Genomic DNA, 20,330 nt, shown 5'->3' on the forward strand with positions numbered 1-20,330 from the left:
GACCCACCCAATCCGTCCACGCGAACCCGAGTTCCTCAGTGGACGGCAGGAGGTCTTTCAAAGCTTGCAGGTCCGTCATGTCTTTCGCGCTGGCGGTGACCGTGATGTGTGGTTTCACTCCGCCTTCGATCGGGCCCAACCCCGCTCGCTCGTAGCGGCGCAGGAGTTCGCAGAACCCGTCCGCGCGCCGTAGTGCTGGCGTGCGGGTGTCCTTGACACCGTCTTTCTCCGGTGTCGGAGCCGACAAACTCGACAGCAGCGTGATCAGACGGGCCCCGTTGACCGCATCCAGATCACCCTTCACAGTTACTCTGCCGTACAGGCCTTTCGAGGCGTAGAACTCGTTGCGCTCCGAATCTTCCCCGACCGGAACACCGTCCTCGCGTTTTCCGTACTGCTTCTCGATTCGGCGGATCGCCGCCCGCACCGCATCACAATCGGCAATGTTCTTCGACGCCAACCCCAACAAGATCCCGCGGGCCTTGTCCACATCCGCCGGCGTCATGTTCTTCGGTGGATGCTGACAAAACGACGCGACCTGACGGGCTTTCAACGCATCCACGTCACCACGGTGAAACGCATCGCCGACCACGGGTTCGAGCATCAACAACCGCGCCAACCCGACCAGCAGACTGCATTCACCGATCTCCAGATTCGTCGAACCGTGCAACCACTGTGCGATCGCCCGAAAACCCTTCCCGCCGAGAACCTCCCGGGAAAACATCTCCACGATCAACAACACCATCCGCGACTGCAACTCGTGTCGGACACGCACCAGATCCAGAACCTCACTCTTGAGGTCCTCACCATCCAGCTGCCATGCTTCCCGACTGTTCATGCCGAAAGTCTAATCGAACAAAGTTTCGAACACAAGACTTGTATCTCGAAAACTGTTCCTATGCAATAATTTTCGACAATTCCGATTTTTGGGACTTTTCGGATCTTCATTCGATTTGCGGCAGGCAATCTCGACTGCCTCATTGCATGGACTCTGCTGACGCCGAGCACTCGGCATACATTCCGGCTTCGTGTTGACGTGGACGAGGGCACTTGGACGCGTGGCCGCGCATGGGCTCTGTCGATTGCATTGGTTGCCTTGCCGTACTACCGCGACACGAACGAGCAGATCACGGACTGGGCGAAACATGCGATTGCCCAGGTCATTGACGACATCCGCACTGAACCCTGAGACCACTTGCGCCGTCTCCGTTCTCGCAACGATCCTTGGAACTCGAGCAGAGAAGGTTATCGGCTTTTGTCCACGGCGTTCGGCGACCGATCAGCCGATCGCGCTCAGGTCCCCGTACACCGTCCGGCCCTCCAGGGTGGTGGCGAGCACCGTGATGTCGGCCAACTCGGTCGGCTCGACATCGAGGGGATTCGCCGACAGGACAACAAGATCCGCGTAGGCGCCGGGGAAGATGGACCCGATGTGATCTTCGCTGAACAGCTGCCAAGCGGCGTTGACCGTGTGGGCGCGAACGGCGGCGTCCACGGGGATCCGCTCCTGGGGCGCGACGACGCGGCCGCTGGGCGAAAGCCTGGTGACGGCGTCCTGCATATTCCGTAGCGGATTGGCGGGGGTGACGGGACCGTCGTTGTGGAAGGTGAACCGTTGCCCGGCTGCCAGCGCAGAACCTGCTGCGGCCCAGACGGATCCGTATTCGGGTCCGAACAGGTCATCCACCAGAACGTCACCCCAGTAGTGCAAGTGGTCGATGAAGATGCTGACCGTGACGCCCAGTTCCGCTGCGCGGACGAACTGATCCGGACGCATCGCGCCGACGTGTTCGAGACGCAACCGGTGATCGGGCCGGGGATGCTCTTTCAGTAGCTGCTCCCACGCATCGAGAACCATGGTGATCGCGTCGTCGCCGTGGGCGTGGCACGCCATCTGCCACCCCTTGGCGAAGTAAGCGGAACTGATGTCGTGGATCTGTTCGCCGGTGTAGTTGGCATGCCCGTGCGTGCAGGCGATCCCGAGCGCGCGGGTGGCTTCGGTATCGAGATACGGGAAGCTGGTGGCGATGTTGCCGACCCACGGCGAACCGTCGGACCAGACCTTGATCCCGATCTGGCGCACCAGGTCGTTTCCGTCGCCGAGCGAGGCCTCGGTAGTGCGTGCGTCGTTGGACATTTCGTAGAGCCGCAAGCGGGTGGTGAGCAGTCCGGCGTCGGCTATCGCTGCAAGGGCCGGTCGCATCTTGGGGTCGAACGACAATTCGGCGATGGTGGTGATTCCGGCGGCGTTCAGCCGGGCGCATTCGGCCGCCACCAGTGCGGGGAAGTCGTCACCGATGGTGACTGCGTGGCCCGCGACTGCGAACACCGCGGGCATTTCGTACGCGGCCCCGTCGAGTGCGCCCGTCGCGTCGTGGCCGTACGATCCGCCGATCGGATCGGGGGTATCGCGGGTGATGCCGGCCTGCACTGCTGCCGCCGTGTTGAAATACGCGACGTGACCCGAGTTGTGCATGATCACGAGCGGGTACTCCGGCGCGACGGAGTCCAGCCAGGGGATGGTTGGGTCGGGTAGGCCCTTCTGCAGCAACGGGTCCCAACCGTTCAGAGAAGCGCCGGCAGCACCTCGCGAACGAACCGTGTCGACGACGGCAGCGACTACGGCATCCGCCTCGGCGATCGTGACAGGCCGGATGTCGACGACGTCAGGCCCGAGAACGATGGCTTCTTCCAGGGGGTGACCGTGCGGCTCGATGAACCCCGGCAGAACAGCGGCACCTCCGACGTCGACGACGCGGGTATCCGGCCCCACCAGTTCCTCGACGTCCGTGCGCGCGCCGACGGCCGTGATCCGGCCTCCCGTCACGGCGAGCGCCTGGGCGCGTGGTGAGTCCTCGTGCATGGTCACGATGTCGCCGTACAGAACCAGATCAGCAGCCATGGTCAGTCCTTATCGGTTGTCCGCGTACGCCTGTAGGTGTGCCACCTGCTCGGGATCGAGTGAGGGACGTACCTTCTCACGGGCGGTTGCCACGTCCGCGGCCGTCACGTCGGCCGCGTCCATGCTCCGACGCATGGCGGCGAGTGCAGCCTCACGCAGGAGAGCCGAGCAGTCTGCTGCCGAGTATCCCTCGAGATCGACGGCCAGAATGTCCAAATCGACATCTTCGGCGAGCGGTACCGACTTGCCGGAAGCACGCAGAATCGCTTTGCGAGCCTCCGCATCCGGCGGCGGTACGAATACGAGACGTTCGAGTCTGCCGGGGCGCAGGAGAGCCGGGTCGATCAGATCCGGTCGATTGGTGGCGCCCAACACCACGACGTCGCGTAGCGGTTCGACGCCGTCGAGTTCGGTCAACAACGCGGCTACGACGCGATCTGACACCCCGGAGTCGGAACTTTGACCACGACGCGGGGCAAGGGCGTCGATTTCGTCGAGGAAGATCAACGAGGGCGCCGAATCGCGTGCGCGCTGGAACAACTCTCTTACGGCCTTTTCGGAGGCGCCGACCCACTTGTCCATCAGCTCTGCGCCTTTCACGGCATGAACGCTGAGGTGCCCCGAGCTGGCAAGGGCGCGAACGAGATACGTCTTGCCGCAGCCAGGAGGGCCGTAGAGGAGCACGCCGCGGGGCGGGTCGACACCGAGGCGCGCGAAGGAGTCGGGGTGCTGCAGCGGCCACAGCACCGCTTCGGTGAGGGCCTGTTTGGTTTCGACCATGTCGCCGACGTCGTCGAGGGTGACGCTGCCGATCGACAGTTCTTCGGTACTCGAACGGGACAGTGGCCGAATCACTTCGAGGGCCCCGACAAGATCTTCCTGCGTGATCTCCGGAGAATCACCGGATTTGGACGCCCGCGTCGCCGCTCGCAAGGCAGCTTCACGGCAGAGCGCCGCGAGGTCGGCGACCACGAATCCGGGTGCGCGCGAGGCGATGGCGTCGAGTTCGAGGGTTCCGGTGGGCACGCGGCGGAGCAGGAGTTCGAGCAACGCCTTGCGAGTTGCGCCGTCCGGCAGGGTAAGTGCGAGTTCTCGATCGCAGAGATCCTGGCCGCGAAGGCGCGCGTCGACGGTTTCCGGATGGGCGGAGGTCGCGACGAATGCCACGCCCGGGGTTGCGACGGCGCTGCGCAATTGTTCGAGGATCAGTGCGGATACCGGTTCCGCGGTGGCCGGAAGCAGAGCGTCGATGTCACTGATCAGCAGTACACCACCGCCGCGCACGGCAGCAACGGCGTCGACGATTCGCTGCAGGCGGGTATTCGCCTCGGTGGCACCGACTCCCGGGCCGTCGAGTTCGACAAGTTTGCGCGAGGACAGGACCGAGCGGGCCAACGTGGCTTTGCCTACGCCGGCGGGGCCCGTGATGAGGACGCCGAGGTGCGGGGAGGCGCCGAGCGTACGGAGCAGTTCTGGTTCGTCGAGTGCCAGGCCGAGCCACTCGGTCAGCTTGGCTGCCTGCGCTTGCGCGCCGACGAGGTGATCCAGCGGAACCGACGGTGCAGGCTCGATCGCGACGGCGGCCGGACTGGAAACAAGCGCACTCGGTGTCAGTGTGCCCGCCGAGCCGGAACCCCAGTTGACCGCCGAATTCGGCTGGACGCTGACCGGACCACCGGCAGGTTCGACGGCCGTGACGGTGAGCAGTTCGGATGTCCACGCGACGCCGAAGGTACGGGAAAGCGCTTGGGTGGCTTCGGAAGTGCTCGTACCCGGACCGAGATCGCGGGGGAGGAGCGAGACCGTGTCGCCGACGCTGACGACCTTGCCCAGAAGGGCTTGTCGCAGAACCGTCGAGCTGATCGAATTTGTCGCCATGGACGAGCCGGTGACGGAGACGGATCGCGCTCCGTACACCGTCACCGGACCGACCACGACGGATGAGTTCTCGGTCAGGCCGACGTTCGACATGGTGACGTCGTCGAGAAGGATCGTGCCTGCCGGGGTTCCGGTGGGCGCACGGCCCGCGACGGTCGCGGTGCCGCGGGCTCCCATGAGTGCGATGGCATCCCATTCGCGGATGCCCAACGCCGCCAACGCTTCGGGGTGCAAGCGCACTACCCCGCGGCGTAGGTCGGCGGCAGAGGTGTTGAGTCGAACGGTGAGGGCGAGTTCCGGCGAAGTCACCTCTCGAGAGTACGTCGTGGACTAGCGGGGTCGCCGCAATCCGAGACGAGCGGCCGAGCGGCGGCCACCGACGTTGGGTTGGCGTCGGATCGCGCGGCGTTCGGAAGGCTTGATGTCCCAGGTTTCGGGACGTGCTGCCACCCACCGCTTCGAGTGCACGGCAAACGGGATGTGCACCAGGTAGATCGCGATGAGAACGATCAGCAGGATGTACGGGTAGGTGATGAGTGCGGCCGCAGCCAACGTCACCAGGACGAGCAGGCCGGCCGCCATGTGCGGCGGCACGGATACCGACTTCATCGCCAGCGTCGGGATGCGGCTGACGATCAGTGCAGCCGAGAAGAGCGTCCACACGATGACGACGAAGTGCGAAGACCACCAGCCGTCACCCCACTGAGCCGTCGCGGCCAGGGGAGTGAGGGCGATGAGTGCGCCGGCCGGAGCCGGAACGCCGACGAAGTACTCACGTGCATACGCGGGGACGTCGTCGTCGTCGAGCAGAGTGTTGAAACGTGCGAGTCGCAACACGATGCTGACCGCGTAGATCAACGCGATGATCCAGCCGATGCTGGTGCCGTCCAGCAAGGTCACGTACAGGACCAGGGCCGGGGCGACGCCGAAGGAGATGGAGTCGGCCAGTGAGTCGAGTTCGGCGCCGATCTTGCTGGTGGCGTCGAGCAGTCGCGCGATGCGGCCGTCGAGTGAATCGAGGACGGCAGCGGCGCCGATCATCGCGAGCGAGGTACCGGGTTGTCCGTCGAGAGCGAATTTGACGGCGGACAGCCCGGCGCACAGCGCCAGGATGGTGATGACGGACGGCAGCAACCGCACCGCCTGGGTGCGTTTGGGCATCTTCGCGCCGGGTTGGGCTGCTCCCGGCTTCTTCACGGCTGACTTCATCTTCGGCGTCTTCACGGCAGTTGCGCGATAACTGTTTCAGCACCGATCGTGCGTTGTCCCGGCTCGACCAGGAGTGTGGTTCCGGCGGGGAAATAGGTGTCGACGCGTGAGCCGAAACGGATCAGTCCGTACGTGTCGCCGATCGGCAGGACGTCACCGACACCGGCGTAGCAGACGATGCGGCGTGCGAGCAGTCCCGCGATCTGGACAACCGCAACGTCGTGACCATCGGCGGTTTCGATCAGCATGCTGTTGCGCTCGTTGACCTCGCTGGCGTCGGCGAGATCTGCGGAGAGGAACTTGCCTGCCTGGTGAACGACCTCTTTGACCGTGCCACCGACAGGGCTGCGCTGGACATGCACGTCGAGAACCGACAGGAAGATGCTGACGCGCGGGCGCGGCTCGCTTCCGAGATTGAGCTCGGCGGGCGGAACGGCGTTGTCGACCAGCGCCACCTCGCCGTCGGCGGGTGCGACGACGACGCCGATGCGGTTGGGCGGCACCCGGTGCGGGTGACGGAAGAACGTGGCGCATGCGGCGGCGGTGGTCAGACCGGCTCGGCGCACCCACTTACGGTTGCGGCCCAGAGCTGCAACTCCCAGCGGGGCCAGCACGAACGGCAGGCCGGCGGGATGAAGTGGCGGAATCGCATGGCGAACCAGATCGACGATATGTCCGATCCCGGTGGGTTGCGGGGTTCCGGGGGGTGTGGGTCGGCGTGCCACAGGCTCCTCTAACTACTCGGTAGGTCTTCTGCTGGTCGCACTGACAGTACGGGGTGGTAGAGCATCCATAGATTACGTGAACGCCTTCTCTCCTACAGGCTGTAGTGGCATCAAGTACGAGTAGTACCCGACACAGTCGCCGGTGCGTATCGCCAGCGGGAGCGTCGCACCGCTTACTCGGATCACCAGTTGCCGCCCCGGTTGGGCTGCGGCGGCGTCGCGCAGTCGCTGCCGGTCGACCAGTACTCGGAACCTCTCACGGGGATCTGTTCCGCCCGGATCCACCCGGGCACCACCGTCTTCGCCGACGCTGACGACGGCACTGTCCTCGGTGCCGTTGAGCAGGGCGGCAAGGTGGTCGCCGCTCAGTTCGACGGCGTCGTTGTGCTCGCGCAGGATTCGGTGATCAGGGAACTCTCCGTCCTCGATCAGCGGGCTGGACACCTCACCCCCCGGATACGACGCAGTCACCGTGCGCGGGGAGAAAGTCAGCGTCACGACGCCGGCGACATCGCGCAACAATCGCGCGAAGGCCACGGGAACGACAGCGGACACCGTCAGAGCAGAGTGAACTTTCACCTCTGCGACCGCGAGCCGGAACTGATCAGTGGTGACAAACGCAGCGACGCCGTCGTGAATGTCGAGGTGGACGCCGCGAAGTATCGGGAACTCCGATTCCTCGTTCACGGCGAACAGCACGGCGTCGAGTGCGCGTCGTAGATCCCACGAGTCGATGTCCACGCCGCCGGAGGCAGGTAGCGAATCGATCAGCCGGTGAATTCGCCCCAGTTCGGCGCGGGCGTCGGCGAGACCGTCCTCGAGGTTGCGCAGATGGGCGTCCAGGCACGAATGCGGTTCCGGCCCGGTCAGGACGGCCATCATGTCGCGGATCGGAACACCGACGCGTCGCATACCGGCGATCATGCGGGCGTCGCGGAGCTGATCGTCGGTGTACCAGCGGTAACCGGTGTGCGGATCGACGGAATGCGGGACGAGCACGCCTTCCTTGTCGTAGAACCGCAGAGCGCTGATCGGGAGCGCTGACGCCCGGGACATCTCGCCGATCGTCAAGAGGGCGGAACTAGTGGTCACGGATCAATTCTGCCCGCAGTCGCTCGATGGCGCCCCTGATCATCCGGCCGTAACCGTCGTCGGCGAGTGTGCCGACCGACGCCTCGGCCTTCGTCAGATGTTCGACGGCCTCGGTGTCGCGTCCGAGTTTGCGGTAGTCGGCAGCCAGGTTGAGGTGCAGCGATGGATAGAAACCGGCGACCTGCAGCGATGCGTGGTGTTCCTGGGCTCGCGCGTCGGTCAACGAATCGGCAGCGTCGAGGGCGCGCAGGTCCCAGCAGAGCTCCTGAGCCGGATCGTCTTGAACGTCGGCCATGTAGTGCGCGAGGGAGACGATGTGGAGCGCATCGGGGGCGGCGCTGATCTCTTCCCACATCTTCTCGAACGCAGAGCGAGCCCCGGCTCGATCGCCGGAGCTCGCCAATTCTTGTGCCTGCGCTATCTGTGTCATCACCGGATCCATGGAACGGATCCTGATGCCTCGACCAGGTCGAGGGTCAAGCAGAGGTGCGTGCAGCCGCCTCGGCCTCGCTCTTCACACGCTTCAATGTGGCATTCATGCCTTCGACGAGCTCGACCTCGAAGTCGGCGTTTCCGCCCAGGACGGTCTTGACGAGGAACTGCGAGACCTTCGACGTTCCGGTGGGAGCCTCGCGACGCTCGGTCACTTTGGTGCCGGTAGCGGTCGGCTCGAGTTCGTAGGACCAGATCGTGCGGTTCTCCGCGATGCGGAACGCCACCGACTTGTTGGGCTCGAAGCGAACGACCTTCGACGACGTCGGCCAGACCAGCAGGCCCTTGCGGTTGACGTTGATCGTCTTGGCGCCCTCACGCACGGTCCCGCCGATTACCTTCATCACCTTGCACTGGGGGCTCCATTCGCCCATGCGCTGCAGGTCGGCGACGATTGCCCACACGTCCTGCGGTGATGCGTCGATGTCGATGCTTGCTTCGAGGGTGTTGGACACAGTCTCTCCAGTCGAGTTGATGCTACGTAAAGTTACAAACACTTTTGTCGATCGTAAGCGATCCGTCAATGGACCATGTGTGTCAGGTCACTGTACGGCCGTCCAACAGGGTCGTGCGGGAACACGCGCGGTGGTAGCGGACAATGGTTCGCGCACGTATGACGATCCATCCGACTGGAGTACCGAGAAGTGAACAGCGACGCCGCGACGCAGGATGGCCTCAAGCGAGGGCTGACAGCGCGCCATATCCGCTTCATCGCCCTCGGATCAGCCATCGGAACCGGACTGTTCTACGGCAGCGCCGAGGCCATCAAACGAGCCGGCCCGTCGGTGCTCCTGGCCTACCTGATCGGCGGTATCGCGGTCTACCTGGTGTTGCGAGCGCTCGGCGAGATGGCGGTCCGTAACCCGGTTTCCGGTTCGTTCAGCGAGTACGCGAACAAGCACCTCGGACCACTCGCCGGTTTCATGACCGGGTGGACGTACACGTTCGAGATGGTGATCGTGTGCCTTGCCGACGTCACTGCCTTCGGCCTGTACATGCAGTTCTGGTTCCCGGACGTACCGAGATGGATCTGGGTTCTGGCTGTCGTCTTCTTCATCGGCGCGATAAACCTGTTGAGCGTCAAGGTGTTCGGCGAACTGGAATTCTGGTTCACGCTCGTGAAGATCACCGCCATCATCGCGATGATCGCCGGCGGCATCGCGATCATCGTGTTCGGATTCGGCGTTCACGACACCGATGCCGGAATCAGCCACCTCTGGTCGGACGGCGGGTTCTTCGCGACGGGCTTCGGCGGATTCGTCGCGTGTTTCGCGATCGTCATGTTCGCGTTCGGCGGCACCGAGATCATCGGTATCACCGCGGGCGAAGCCGAGGATCCGGCGCAGACCATCAGGAAAGCCGTCAACACGGTCCCGGTGCGCATCATTCTCTTCTACATCTGCACCCTCGCCGTCATCATGGCGATCATTCCGTGGCAGACCATCAACTCCGACAACAGCCCGTTCGTCCAGATCTTCGAGAACCTCGGATTGGGAACGGCCGCATCGATCCTCAACATCGTTGTCATCACCGCGGCCCTGTCCGCGATCAACAGCGACGTTTTCGGTGCGGGTCGCATGATGTTCGGAATGTCGCATGCCGGTCAGGCCCCGCAGGTGATGAAGAGAGTCTCCGCCAACGGTGTTCCGTGGATGACTGTTGTCATCATGACCGGTGCCCTGTTGGTGGGAGTACTGCTCAACTACCTGATCCCGGACCAGGTGTTCCTCGTTATCGCCTCGCTGGCGACCTTCGCCACCATTTTCGTCTGGATCATGATCCTGCTCTCGCAGTTCCGTTCCCGCGCTCAGATGAGTGCAGACGAAACAGCGGCACTGAAGTTTCCAGTGCCGCTGTGGCCGTACGGTCAGATCTTCGCGATCGTGTTCCTGGCTTTTGTCATCGTGTTGCTCGGCGTCATCGCCGATACCCGAGTTGCGCTGCTCGTCGGTGCCGGATGGCTGGTTCTGCTGACGGGCGCGTACTACAAGTGGGTGAAACCGGCTGTCAGCGCAGCGGATCGAAGTGGCGCATGACGGTCGGCGTCTGAGCGCCGGTCATCGAGTCGGCCACCATCTTTCCGGTCAACGGACCCAGAGCGATTCCCCACATCCCGTGACCACCGGCGACGTGCACCCGCGGCGACTTCGTGGCTCCGATCAACGGCAAGCCGTCGGTAGTGCACGGTCGTGATCCCACCCATTCCTCTTCCCGCGCAGTCCAGTCGATGCCGCTGAGCATCGGCTTGGCCGCATCGATGATCGCCTGCACGCGGCGTGGATCCAGCGGCGCGTCAGGGCTGCGGAATTCCATCATTCCGGCCACTCGGAAGCGATCGTGCAACGGAGTGCATGCGACGCGCTGGGTGGGGAAATACACAGGGTTCTTGGGGAGGTGCTCGGGCTTGACACTGAAGCTGTATCCGCGTCCGGCCTGCACCAGTTTGCGCACACCGAACGGTGCTGCGAGCTTGTTCAAGCGGGCACCGCTCGAGATGACCACGGCGTCGCCGTCGCGTGAATCACCGTGTGCACTTCGAACAGTGACTCCGCCGACCCGATCGTCGATCTGCGTGACGTCGAAACCGCTGACGATTTCTCCACCGCGTTCACGAACCGCGTCCGCCAACGAGTTCACGAACAACGGGGGATCGATGAAACGCTGATTGCGCAGGCGCAAACCGGCTTTCACACCCTGGCCGAGTGAAGGCTCGAGCGAGTGAATCGCGTCGTAGTCGAGGAGGTCGAAGTCGACCTCGCCGCCCGCGGCTTCGACGTGATGGAACTCGTCCACCAAAGTCTGTCGGTCCTTCTCGGACGCAAACGCGGCGAGGAAAGGATCGGCCAGACGGGTCAGCTCTTTGACGCCACCGTCGGCGAGTTCGTCGTACGCGCCCAAGGCTGTTCGGTTGACCTCGGTGTAGACCGACATCGCTTCCTGCCACTTCGACGGCGTGCAGTGGCGCGCGAACCCGACCAGGAACCGAATCAGCTTCAGATCGGTGGTCAGTGGCACGTACACCGGGGACGACGGGCTGAGCATCGCGCGCAAGCCGTATTGGAGCACTGCGGGTTCGGGCAGCGGAAGCGTCAATGCGGGGGCAAGCCAACCGGCGTTGCCCCAGCTCGCGTCGGCTGCGACGCCGTCGCGATCGACGACGGTGACCTCGACTCCACGTTCCTGCAAGAACCAGGCCGTCGACAATCCGACAACACCCGCACCGACCACGACCACACGATCGGGGCTCTGACGAGTTCCCATGACGCACTCCTTCTACAGACTCTGCTCGAACCGAGACGCCGGTCACATCCGGCTCTTCTCTCAAGCATGAATCGCGGGGGCGGCAAAAGGACTGGCCGTTCGGCCATCGTCGGAGCTACCTCGTTGTGGATTCGCACAACGCACCGCCGCGCCTGATCAGCGACCGAGTTTGAACTGCAGCATCAGAATCAAGCGGGTGTCGGCGTCGGTCAGGTCGACGCCGCACATCTCCTTGCCTCGACGCAGACGGTTGCGGAGCGTGTTGGGGTGAACATGCAGTGCGGCAGAAGAATTCGCCACGTCACCGCCGTGCTCGAGAAAGGCCTTTGCCGTCGCGACCAGATCGCTGCCGTGCTGAGAGTCGTGACGTTCGAGGCTTCCGAGTGGTGTGGAGTCGCCGAGTCCGTCGATGATGTCGGCGACGTGCAGGGCGAGAACGGAGGCCAACGTGTCCCTCATTCCCGCGACGGTTCCGCCGGACCGGCCATGACGAAGCGCTCCGAGAACATGGTCGGTGTCCGAGCGCGAAAGATGTGATTCGCTTGCAGACTTCACGGTCCGGCCGACGGCCACTGCCAGGAATTCGCGACCACGGGCGCGCGTGAGGAAGTCGGCGGACAATCGGCGAGCGTTGGTCTCGTCTGTCGCGATGACAAGGTAGATGGTCTCGGACAGTTGAGCGGCAACGGCGTCGACGGCCAGAGTGTCGAGGTACAAGCTCAAAGAGGCGACCAGTCCCGCCGGCAGTGGTCCCGCAACGGTTCCGACGGCGACGACGGTGAGCGGGCCTGCCAACCGCAAGTCGTCTGCGGCGCGGAATGCGGGTTCGCCACCGCCGATCAGAGCTTGGACGCGCTGGGATTGGCGACGGCGTGTGCTGTCGACCCGGTCACGCTCCGAGGCGATTCTCTCGGCCACGACAGATACCGCGGATCGAAGTATCGATTCCTGTGTGGGCGTCGGTGTTCCGGCGAGTGCAACCCAGATCGAGCCGACGGGGTGATCGTTCTCGCGAACTGCGATAACCAGGCGCGGAGTGATCGCAGGGTCTTCGAGGTCGACGTAGATTGGGTCGCTCTCTCGGTGGAGGCGATCGAATACTCCTGCATCGGAGAGTAATTGGCGGAATCGGCTGGGTACTTGCCGGCCGAGGATCGTGCCGATGCGAGCTTCGTCCACGGCCTGCTCGCCGCCGGAGTACGCGAGGACAGTCGAGTTCTCGTCCTCGATCGTGACGGGAGCGCCGAGCAATTCGGCCAGAGAACCGGCAACGGAGAAGAGGTCGTCGTCGCGCAGGTCCATGGGTGGGAGCCTACTGAGCGATCGACGGATTTCGGGTTACGACGCCTCGGCAGGACCTCGATGGCGAATATAGGCTGGTGCAATGGCCGACATCGAAGGTGTTCTGTTCGATATCGACGGAGTCCTGCTCACGTCCTGGCAGCCGATCGAGGGAGCAGGGGAAGCGGTACGCGAAGTTCGGCGGCGCGGATTGGCCTGTGGATTTCTGACCAACACAACCTCGCGCAGTTCGACGCTCATCGCGCAGGGGTTGTGCGACGCCGGTATCGAGGTCGAGGCGAGCCAGATAGTTACTGCCGCCAGGCTCACAGGGGAGTACGTGCGGGCGACGTATCCGGACGCGCGGGCGTGGGTCCTCAATCACGGTGACGTGTCTGCCGATCTCGAGGGAATCGAATTCGACGACGCCGATCCGGAGGTCGTGATTCTCGGCGGCGCCGGCCCGGAGTTCAGCCACGAGGCGCTGAGCCGAGTGCTCGAACTTCTGCTCGCCGGTGTGCCCGTCGTCGCGATGCACCGCGGGATGATGTGGGAGACCGTAGACGGCCTTCGGATCGACACCGGAACGTACTTGCCGGGCTTCGAGGAAGTGGCAGGTGTAAATATCGCCGCAGTGGGTAAACCGTCTCTCACGGGGTTCCTGACAGCCACGGAGCTGATGCATGTCGAACCTGAGGCGACGGTGATGGTCGGCGACGACCTGATCGGGGACGTCCTCTCCTCACAGCGGGTCGGCCTGACCGGAGTTCTGGTGCGCACAGGCAAGTTTCGGCAAACAGTGCTCGACCTGTCGGTTCAGAAGCCTGATCATGTCATCGATTCGGTCGCGGATCTTCCGGCCCTTCTCGGGGTCGTCCTCGAGGCTTGACCAGGCGGGGGTGACGGACTTCACTCGAGCGGGTACTCTCGCGCCCGAATCCAATGAACCTGTTCCACGAAGGAGTTTTCTATGCCCTTGATCTCGTCAGTCTGGTTCCGTCGCTCATCCTCTCGAGTCAGCGGAATTTCCAGTAGTCGGTTGGGGGGCCGCCTGGCGAGAACAGGGGCTGTGATGACTGTAGGTATGGGGCTCGCCGCCGGGCTGGCGCTGACCGGTGCGGGAGCTGCTTCGGCAGCCCCCGTCACGTGTGTCTCGCCGCCGTCGGCCAATGACATCCAGGTCTCAGAGACCGCGAGCTGCGGCGCGCAGTCCGTCGGAGCCGGCCGTTCGCAGGCCGGTGCTGCCGAGAGCGGTACCGCTGTGAGCGTCGCCGCCGACAACGGCTACTCCAATTCATATGCAAACGGCTTCGGAACCGCGCTGGGGGCTTCTCGCGGTAACGGTCAGGCGCAGGCATTTGCGCTCGGCGGCGGTATCGCGCGGGCCGGGGCGGCTGACGGCAACGTCACCTTCGCCATCGCCGGTTACGGAGCGGGCGCTACGGCCGATGCCAACGGCGTCGACTGCGTCGGAGTGCTCTCGTTTGCGGTCAATTTGAGTAACGGACAGTTCTGCATCGCGGGCTGAGGCTCAACCTTGCACTCGGCACGCTCGAGTGCTAAAAATGCAGTTGGCACTCGCGAACCGTGAGTGCCAGGTCGAGGCAGTGAGACCGGGAACCATAGACACCCCCGGTCGTCCGTCGCGGGCACTGACTAGACCACAGGCGTAGATGGGTGACCAGGCAAATCGGTCGCCCGTGTAATGAGGTGACTGGTCAAACGGTCGCCTTGTGCCGATGAGGTGACCCGACGAGCGGTCACCTTGTGTGTCACCCCCTATCCGGAGGATCACTTCGCAATGGCAAAGATCATCGCGTTCGACGAAGAGGCACGTCGTGGCCTCGAGCGAGGCCTCAACGCCCTCGCCGACGCTGTCAAGGTGACGTTGGGCCCCAAGGGTCGCAACGTCGTTCTCGAAAAGAAGTGGGGCGCCCCCACGATCACCAACGATGGTGTTTCCATCGCCAAGGAGATCGAACTCGACGACCCGTACGAGAAGATCGGCGCCGAGCTCGTCAAGGAGGTCGCCAAGAAGACTGACGACGTCGCTGGCGACGGCACCACCACCGCTACCGTTCTCGCACAGGCTCTGGTCCGTGAAGGCCTGCGCAACGTCGCAGCCGGCGCGAACCCGCTCGGCCTCAAGCGCGGCATCGAGAAGGCTGTCGAGGCTGTCACAGCTCGCCTGCTCGAGACCGCCAAGGAGATCGACACCAAGGAGCAGATCGCTGCTACCGCCGGTATTTCCGCCGGCGACCCGTCCATCGGTGAGCTCATCGCCGAGGCTATGGACAAGGTCGGCAAGGAAGGCGTCATCACGGTCGAGGAGTCCAACACCTTCGGCCTGCAGCTCGAGCTCACCGAGGGCATGCGCTTCGACAAGGGCTACATCTCGGCGTACTTCGCCACCGATGCAGAGCGTCAGGAAGCCGTCCTCGAAGACGCGTACATCCTGCTCGTCAGCTCCAAGATCTCCACGGTCAAGGACCTGCTGCCCCTGCTGGAGAAGGTCATCCAGTCCGGCAAGCCGCTCCTGATCATCGCCGAGGACGTCGAGGGCGAAGCTCTCTCCACCCTCGTGGTCAACAAGATCCGTGGCACCTTCAAGTCTGTTGCCGTCAAGGCTCCCGGCTTCGGTGACCGTCGTAAGGCTCAGCTCGCCGACATCGCCATCCTCACCGGTGGCGAGGTCATCAGCGAAGAGGTCGGACTCTCCTTGGAGACCGCAGGCCTCGAGCTCCTCGGCCAGGCACGCAAGGTCGTCATCACCAAGGACGAGACCACCATCGTCGAGGGTGCCGGCGACGCCGACGCAATCGCCGGTCGTGTCAGCCAGATCCGCGCCGAGATCGAGAACAGCGACTCGGATTACGACCGTGAGAAGCTGCAGGAACGTCTGGCCAAGCTGGCCGGCGGCGTTGCAGTCATCAAGGCCGGCGCTGCTACCGAGGTCGAGCTCAAGGAGCGCAAGCACCGCATCGAAGATGCAGTGCGTAACGCAAAGGCAGCCGTCGAAGAGGGCATCGTCGCCGGCGGTGGCGTTGCACTTCTCCAGGCAGCTCCCGCACTGGACGACCTCAAGCTCGAAGGTGACGAGGCAACCGGCGCGAACATCGTTCGCGTTGCACTGTCCGCTCCGCTCAAGCAGATCGCATTCAACGCAGGCCTCGAGCCCGGCGTTGTTGCGGACAAGGTCTCCAACCTGCCCGCAGGTCACGGCCTCAACGCTGCGACCAACGAGTACGGCGACCTGCTCGCTGCAGGCATCAACGACCCGGTCAAGGTCACCCGCTCGGCACTGCAGAACGCAGCGTCCATCGCGGCTCTGTTCCTGACGACCGAAGCCGTTGTCGCTGACAAGCCCGAGAAGGCCGGAGCGCCTGCAGGCGATCCGACCGGCGGCATGGGCGGCATGGACTTCTGAGTCCATCTCCACCTAGCTCCTAGAGCCCGGCCCACCATTCGGTGGGCCGGGCTTTTGCTTGTCTGGAGATAAATGCGGGCATTTTTGTCCACTACTGCGACGCGATCGCGGTTTCCCGTTGCACGCTCGATGCTGTGTGCGTTTACGCCCGCGCTTACGTCCGGTTGTGTCGGCGTCTTCGGACCACTGTGATGATTTCGTCCGCCACAGCGTCGAGATGGGCCATCGCGGTGGCGGCGGAGTAACGCAACACCATCCATCCGTCGAGAACGAGTGCGTTCTGACGCCGTCGATCGTTGTTGAAAGTTGCGGGGTCGGTATGGAATTCGCGCCCGTCGATCTCCACGATCACCCGGGCTCGCGTGTCGACCAGGTCGCCGAAGTAGGGTCCGACCCGAGCGTTGATCTCCAGGTGGACGTTGCGCGCAGTCAGCGCACGGGCGACTGCTCGCTCCGGTTCCGAACGAGTGAGCGGGCAACAGGTGCGGAGTTGTTCGCGTACGGCGGGGATCCCGTGCCTGCCGCGGCTCGCATCACACAGTTGGGCTATCGACTTCCACGGCACTCGGGTCGATACCGCCGCGTCGAAGAAGGCCTCGAGTTCCGGGCGTGGCAAAGTGGTCGCGACGTCGATGAAGCACTGCTCGATCGGCACGATCGGTAAACCCATCCACTCATCCGTCGAGACTCCTGTTCGTCGGTGAAGCCGTACCCACTGCGGACTGCCTGCTCGGACGCTGGGAGCCACGGTGGCCTCGACGAAGCGTGGTTCCTCCGGCAGGAGATCCCACAGCCAGGCCGCGCTGGTATGGCTGAGGACGGCCTCGGGCTTCCACAGTGTGACCGCGACGCAACGCTCGAAGTATCCAGGTTCTTCGGTGGAGTACACCGACGGCAGGATTCGATGGAGTCGCCCTGACCGCGTGGATCGGGAGATCGAACTGCTCGAGGTGCCCTGCTCGAGCAACTGGTTTCTCGTGACAACTTCCACGTATGCACTGTGGCGGCAAGGGCCTGACGACGCGGATTCAGAAGCCACTTTGTGGATGGCCGCGTGTGTGTGGACAACCTCATGGCGTAACAGGTGTATCGAGAAGGTGGGGAACGAGAAGCTTCACCTATCCGAATGTTGAAGGATGTTTGATATTTTCCGTCCCGATTGTTCGCCTCCGCTAACCTGTGAAGTGCGGATACCTCTAGTTCTTTTGGTGGATAATTCTGTTCTGAATACCCTCAAGTACTAAGCCTTTCGGACGACGTGCATTCCGGTTGCTATTCCATTTTTCTCGATTTTCAGGCGTCTTGGACGCTAGACCTGCGAATATGGAACAGGTTTCAGATCCATCTGAAATTCTTGGGCAAAAGGCACCCAAACCGGATCCTATTGCACTACCTTGATGTCAGTCACAGCCGCGGAAAGTGGGCACCAACCCCGGAGGATCTCGGTTACATCGTTCGACAGAGATTCTTTAATTGCTACTTGGACCGGTTCTTTGTGGGCTGCATCAAGCATTCCAATGTAAATGTTCCGTGAGTATTCGCGGCCAATCGAAAGCGTGGGATTCAATATGATCGTCATGTTCCTGCAGACAACGGCGGCATTGTTCACCGACCTGCTGGGTAACGTCTGGTCCGGTTCGCTCATGCCGGGAATCGACGGGGTCACCGGATCGTTGGTTTCGGCAATCGACCTCAGTTGACGGCACCTGCAAGTTCTTCTTCCAATGTTTCTTGATGACAGGAGTGAATGATGGATCTGGGATCGATTGCGGATGTTCTCGAAGGCGAGGCCGGGGGGTTGATCAAAAACATTCTCGGGGTGGCTTTGTTTACCCCGTTTATGGCTTCGGTTGACTTCGGGTGGTTCCCGAACGTCGACTGAGAAGTGAATTTCTTTACCCAGTGAACGAAATCAATCTCAAGGAGTGTGAAATACGGTGGACACAGCTAGTTTGATAGGTGCGCTCGCAAGCGTTGACGTCGGATCCCTGGTGGATCCACTGTTCTACTTGGTCAAGGTCGTTGACGGAATCTTCTTGTCGATCACCGGAAGCCTCAACATGGGCGGTGCGCTCGGTGAGGCTGCGGCGGGCAGCGTCCAATCGGTCCTCGGTTCCGTAGCCGGCCTGTAAAAGGAGAAGGAGAAAAGATGTTCGATCTCTTCCTGGACTACCTGTCCAAGATCGTCGATTTCGGATCGATCGATCTCGTAGGCACGTTTGTGAAGTATTTGAACGCGCTGTCGTCCTCCCCCACGCCATAGAAGAACGGAATCGGTCATGCTGCAAACTTATTTAACCGGAATGATCACGTGGGTATCGAGCATGCTTGGTCTAACTTCCACTGGAAGCAAGATCATCAAGGATCCTCCACAAAAGCCGTGATCACTCCAGCGACTGCATCATATTGTTCGGTTGTCGAGGACAGCATCGTAGCGGAGCAGTCAGGCGAACCTGCACTTGCTTGAAACTATGGTCCCCGTAGCCCTGTGGCTTCGGGGACCATTGGTTTTGCAATCACCGGATTTATAGTCACAAGCTTTGCACTCAGGCGAATGTGCGGGCAACCAGCCGCGATACAAGGAGTTCAATGGGCGCGTCCAACACGTCAGGCGTAAGGATGGCGCAGCTGAACCCACGCGATGCCGAATTCATCTATCACGAGGGCGCTGGTCACCTGAACCATCTGATCGCTGTGTACTTCTTCGAGACATCGTTGCACCCAAGCGCGGAATTCACGGCAGAACAGGCAGTGGACTGGGTTACCGCACGCCTTGGATGTGATCGTATGTTCACTCAACGAGTCCAACGGACTCCGTTGGGACTGGACCATCCCTACTGGGTGACAGACCCTGACTTCGACGTGCGAAAGCACGTGTACGTCAACAAGATCGATGACACAGGATGGGCAGCACTGCAAAAGCCGTTGAGCGCGTTGTTGACGACGAAGATGGACCTGCGTCGTCCGCCGTGGGAACTGCACTTCTTCGTAGGTTTGGAGGGACTTGAAGAATTGCCGGGCCGACTGACGGCGGTGGTGCTCAAGTCTCACCACAGCGCAGCTGACGGTATCGCCATCAGGACGTTGGGCGAAACTATCTTTTCGGGCAAGGTGCAGCAGGCTGGGTCCGAACCGCCTGTGCCGTTTGTGCGAGCGAGGATATTTACCAAGTCGCTACTGGGGTTTCCCGGCCGAATATATCGCTTCGCAAGGCAGGTACCAGGCAACCGACGCGCTCAGAGAGATGCTGACGCTGCGAAGAGGGCAGGAGAATGGGTGGAGAGCCTCAACGAGAGGCCTGCAGTTCGATTCAACGGCAAGGTGAGTGGAGTGGCCTCTCTGGAACCGATGACAATGTCCGGGGAGCAGGTCCGTGCGATCAAGGATTCGGTGCCCGGTGCCACTGTCAACGACGTTCTGCTCGCCGTCGTCGGAGGTGCTCTGACGCGCTACCTCACGGAAAAGGACGAACGGCCACGAGATTCCTTGATCGCGATGGTTCCTCGCTCGGTACGCAAGGTCGAAGCGTGGGAGTCGGCGAATCAGTTGGTGGCTCTGCTGGTGGATATGCACACCCAGGTCAAGTCCCCGTTGGAGAGGTTGGCGCTCATTTCGAGTTCGGCACGGTCGGAGAAGGCGCGCACGTCCCATCCCGCGGTCAGGCGTGCCGGGGCCGCAGTCGAGACCACGCCGGCGCCGTTGATGAGATTGATGGCGTATGCGCGCAAGCAGAACGATCACAGCCTCGATCGACCGCGTTACCAGCACACCATGGTGAGTAACATTCCTCTCTCGGTCGAAGGGTTGACGCTTGCCGGCGCCCCGGGCGCGGCTGTGCTTGCAGTGCAAGCGCCTATCGACGGGGACGGGCTACGGCATTTCATGGTCGCCGCAGCAGGTGGGGGACTGACCCTCAACGTCATCGCGGATACCGCGACCATGCCCGATCTCCACCATTACATCGAACTACTGCGAGCAAGTTTCGATGATTTGGCGGCGGCAGCCGCGATGCAGACTGCGGATTCACCTGACCAAGAGGTTGCCTCCTGATCGATCGGAATCG

At 62.6% G+C, this 20,330-nt stretch carries 20 protein-coding genes; 9 read left to right on the top strand and 11 right to left on the bottom strand.

The window, feature by feature from the left end; translation table 11 throughout:
- The coding region (locus AC1DWA_RS28350; protein ID WP_477917359.1) for a DUF222 domain-containing protein at positions 1-838 on the bottom strand (838 nt) is incomplete at its 3' end.
- Between the two features lie 198 nt (positions 839-1,036).
- On the opposite strand from AC1DWA_RS28350, the gene AC1DWA_RS28355 reads away from it, so the two are divergent.
- Positions 1,037-1,189 carry an aminoglycoside phosphotransferase gene (locus AC1DWA_RS28355; RefSeq protein WP_134998269.1) on the top strand — a complete coding sequence of 51 codons (153 nt, stop codon included), beginning with the start codon at positions 1,037-1,039 and terminating at the stop codon, positions 1,187-1,189.
- A 90-nt stretch (positions 1,190-1,279) separates the two neighbouring features.
- On the opposite strand, the gene AC1DWA_RS28360 is transcribed toward AC1DWA_RS28355, so the two are convergent.
- From AC1DWA_RS28360 to AC1DWA_RS28390, 7 genes are all read right to left on the bottom strand, one after another.
- Positions 1,280-2,902 carry an amidohydrolase gene (locus AC1DWA_RS28360; protein ID WP_477847246.1) on the bottom strand — a complete coding sequence of 541 codons (1,623 nt, stop codon included), beginning with the start codon at positions 2,900-2,902 and terminating at the stop codon, positions 1,280-1,282.
- Between the two features lie 9 nt (positions 2,903-2,911).
- On the bottom strand, positions 2,912-5,089 hold the full coding sequence (locus tag AC1DWA_RS28365) for an AAA family ATPase (RefSeq protein WP_003941536.1): 2,178 nt from the start codon (positions 5,087-5,089) through the stop codon (positions 2,912-2,914).
- A gap of 21 nt (positions 5,090-5,110) precedes the next feature.
- On the bottom strand, positions 5,111-5,941 hold the full coding sequence (locus tag AC1DWA_RS28370; protein WP_029254795.1) for a CDP-alcohol phosphatidyltransferase family protein: 831 nt from the start codon (positions 5,939-5,941) through the stop codon (positions 5,111-5,113).
- A gap of 59 nt (positions 5,942-6,000) precedes the next feature.
- The gene (locus AC1DWA_RS28375; protein ID WP_003941540.1) at positions 6,001-6,714 is read right to left on the bottom strand and encodes a phosphatidylserine decarboxylase; all 714 of its coding nucleotides are present in this window, start codon (positions 6,712-6,714) and stop codon (positions 6,001-6,003) included.
- Between the two features lie 72 nt (positions 6,715-6,786).
- Positions 6,787-7,806: a DNA polymerase III subunit beta family protein gene (locus AC1DWA_RS28380; RefSeq protein WP_041814771.1), complete on the bottom strand. Its 1,020-nt coding sequence runs from the start codon at positions 7,804-7,806 to the stop codon at positions 6,787-6,789.
- Positions 7,796-8,248, bottom strand: coding sequence for a hypothetical protein (locus tag AC1DWA_RS28385; protein WP_019744481.1), 453 nt, complete (start codon positions 8,246-8,248; stop codon positions 7,796-7,798). The genes AC1DWA_RS28380 and AC1DWA_RS28385 overlap by 11 nt, the downstream gene beginning before the upstream one ends.
- A gap of 34 nt (positions 8,249-8,282) precedes the next feature.
- On the bottom strand, positions 8,283-8,753 hold the full coding sequence (locus AC1DWA_RS28390) for an SRPBCC family protein (protein ID WP_003941500.1): 471 nt from the start codon (positions 8,751-8,753) through the stop codon (positions 8,283-8,285).
- Between the two features lie 189 nt (positions 8,754-8,942).
- Between AC1DWA_RS28390 and AC1DWA_RS28395 the strand changes: the two genes are divergently transcribed.
- Positions 8,943-10,334, top strand: coding sequence for an amino acid permease (locus AC1DWA_RS28395; RefSeq protein ID WP_019744479.1), 1,392 nt, complete (start codon positions 8,943-8,945; stop codon positions 10,332-10,334).
- On the opposite strand, the gene AC1DWA_RS28400 is transcribed toward AC1DWA_RS28395, so the two are convergent.
- Together AC1DWA_RS28400 and AC1DWA_RS28405 are read right to left on the bottom strand one after the other, a co-directional pair.
- Positions 10,306-11,559, bottom strand: a complete 1,254-nt coding sequence (locus tag AC1DWA_RS28400; RefSeq protein WP_007733715.1) for an NAD(P)/FAD-dependent oxidoreductase — start codon at positions 11,557-11,559, stop codon at positions 10,306-10,308. The genes AC1DWA_RS28395 and AC1DWA_RS28400 overlap by 29 nt on opposite strands.
- A gap of 156 nt (positions 11,560-11,715) precedes the next feature.
- A complete protein-coding gene (locus tag AC1DWA_RS28405; RefSeq protein ID WP_020906710.1) occupies positions 11,716-12,861 on the bottom strand; it encodes a PucR family transcriptional regulator in 1,146 nt (381 codons plus the stop codon).
- Between the two features lie 82 nt (positions 12,862-12,943).
- On the opposite strand from AC1DWA_RS28405, the gene AC1DWA_RS28410 reads away from it, so the two are divergent.
- The 3 genes from AC1DWA_RS28410 to groL all read left to right on the top strand — a co-directional run bounded on the left by AC1DWA_RS28410 (position 12,944) and on the right by groL (position 16,267).
- A complete protein-coding gene (locus AC1DWA_RS28410; RefSeq protein WP_019744476.1) occupies positions 12,944-13,729 on the top strand; it encodes an HAD-IIA family hydrolase in 786 nt (261 codons plus the stop codon).
- Between the two features lie 81 nt (positions 13,730-13,810).
- Positions 13,811-14,368 carry a DUF6764 family protein gene (locus AC1DWA_RS28415; protein ID WP_019744475.1) on the top strand — a complete coding sequence of 186 codons (558 nt, stop codon included), beginning with the start codon at positions 13,811-13,813 and terminating at the stop codon, positions 14,366-14,368.
- A 273-nt stretch (positions 14,369-14,641) separates the two neighbouring features.
- The gene (gene groL, locus AC1DWA_RS28420; RefSeq protein ID WP_003941476.1) at positions 14,642-16,267 is read left to right on the top strand and encodes a chaperonin GroEL; all 1,626 of its coding nucleotides are present in this window, start codon (positions 14,642-14,644) and stop codon (positions 16,265-16,267) included.
- Positions 16,268-16,421: 154 nt separating this feature from the next.
- Here the strand turns inward: groL and AC1DWA_RS28425 are convergent, their stop codons facing one another.
- On the bottom strand, positions 16,422-17,258 hold the full coding sequence (locus AC1DWA_RS28425; protein ID WP_290284484.1) for a DUF559 domain-containing protein: 837 nt from the start codon (positions 17,256-17,258) through the stop codon (positions 16,422-16,424).
- Between the two features lie 565 nt (positions 17,259-17,823).
- Between AC1DWA_RS28425 and AC1DWA_RS28430 the strand changes: the two genes are divergently transcribed.
- The 4 genes from AC1DWA_RS28430 to AC1DWA_RS28445 all read left to right on the top strand — a co-directional run bounded on the left by AC1DWA_RS28430 (position 17,824) and on the right by AC1DWA_RS28445 (position 20,317).
- The gene (locus AC1DWA_RS28430) at positions 17,824-17,967 is read left to right on the top strand and encodes a hypothetical protein (protein WP_153212751.1); all 144 of its coding nucleotides are present in this window, start codon (positions 17,824-17,826) and stop codon (positions 17,965-17,967) included.
- A gap of 47 nt (positions 17,968-18,014) precedes the next feature.
- Positions 18,015-18,149 (top strand): hypothetical protein, encoded by a 135-nt coding sequence (locus tag AC1DWA_RS28435; RefSeq protein ID WP_021343360.1) that lies wholly within the window; start codon positions 18,015-18,017, stop codon positions 18,147-18,149.
- Positions 18,150-18,204: 55 nt separating this feature from the next.
- Positions 18,205-18,399, top strand: a complete 195-nt coding sequence (locus AC1DWA_RS28440) for a hypothetical protein (protein WP_054825594.1) — start codon at positions 18,205-18,207, stop codon at positions 18,397-18,399.
- 457 nt (positions 18,400-18,856) lie between these two features.
- Positions 18,857-20,317 carry a wax ester/triacylglycerol synthase domain-containing protein gene (locus AC1DWA_RS28445; RefSeq protein ID WP_031331810.1) on the top strand — a complete coding sequence of 487 codons (1,461 nt, stop codon included), beginning with the start codon at positions 18,857-18,859 and terminating at the stop codon, positions 20,315-20,317.
- Positions 20,318-20,330 lie beyond the last annotated feature (13 nt).

The sequence above is a fragment of the Rhodococcus sp. P4_F3_2 genome (assembly GCF_056401335.1).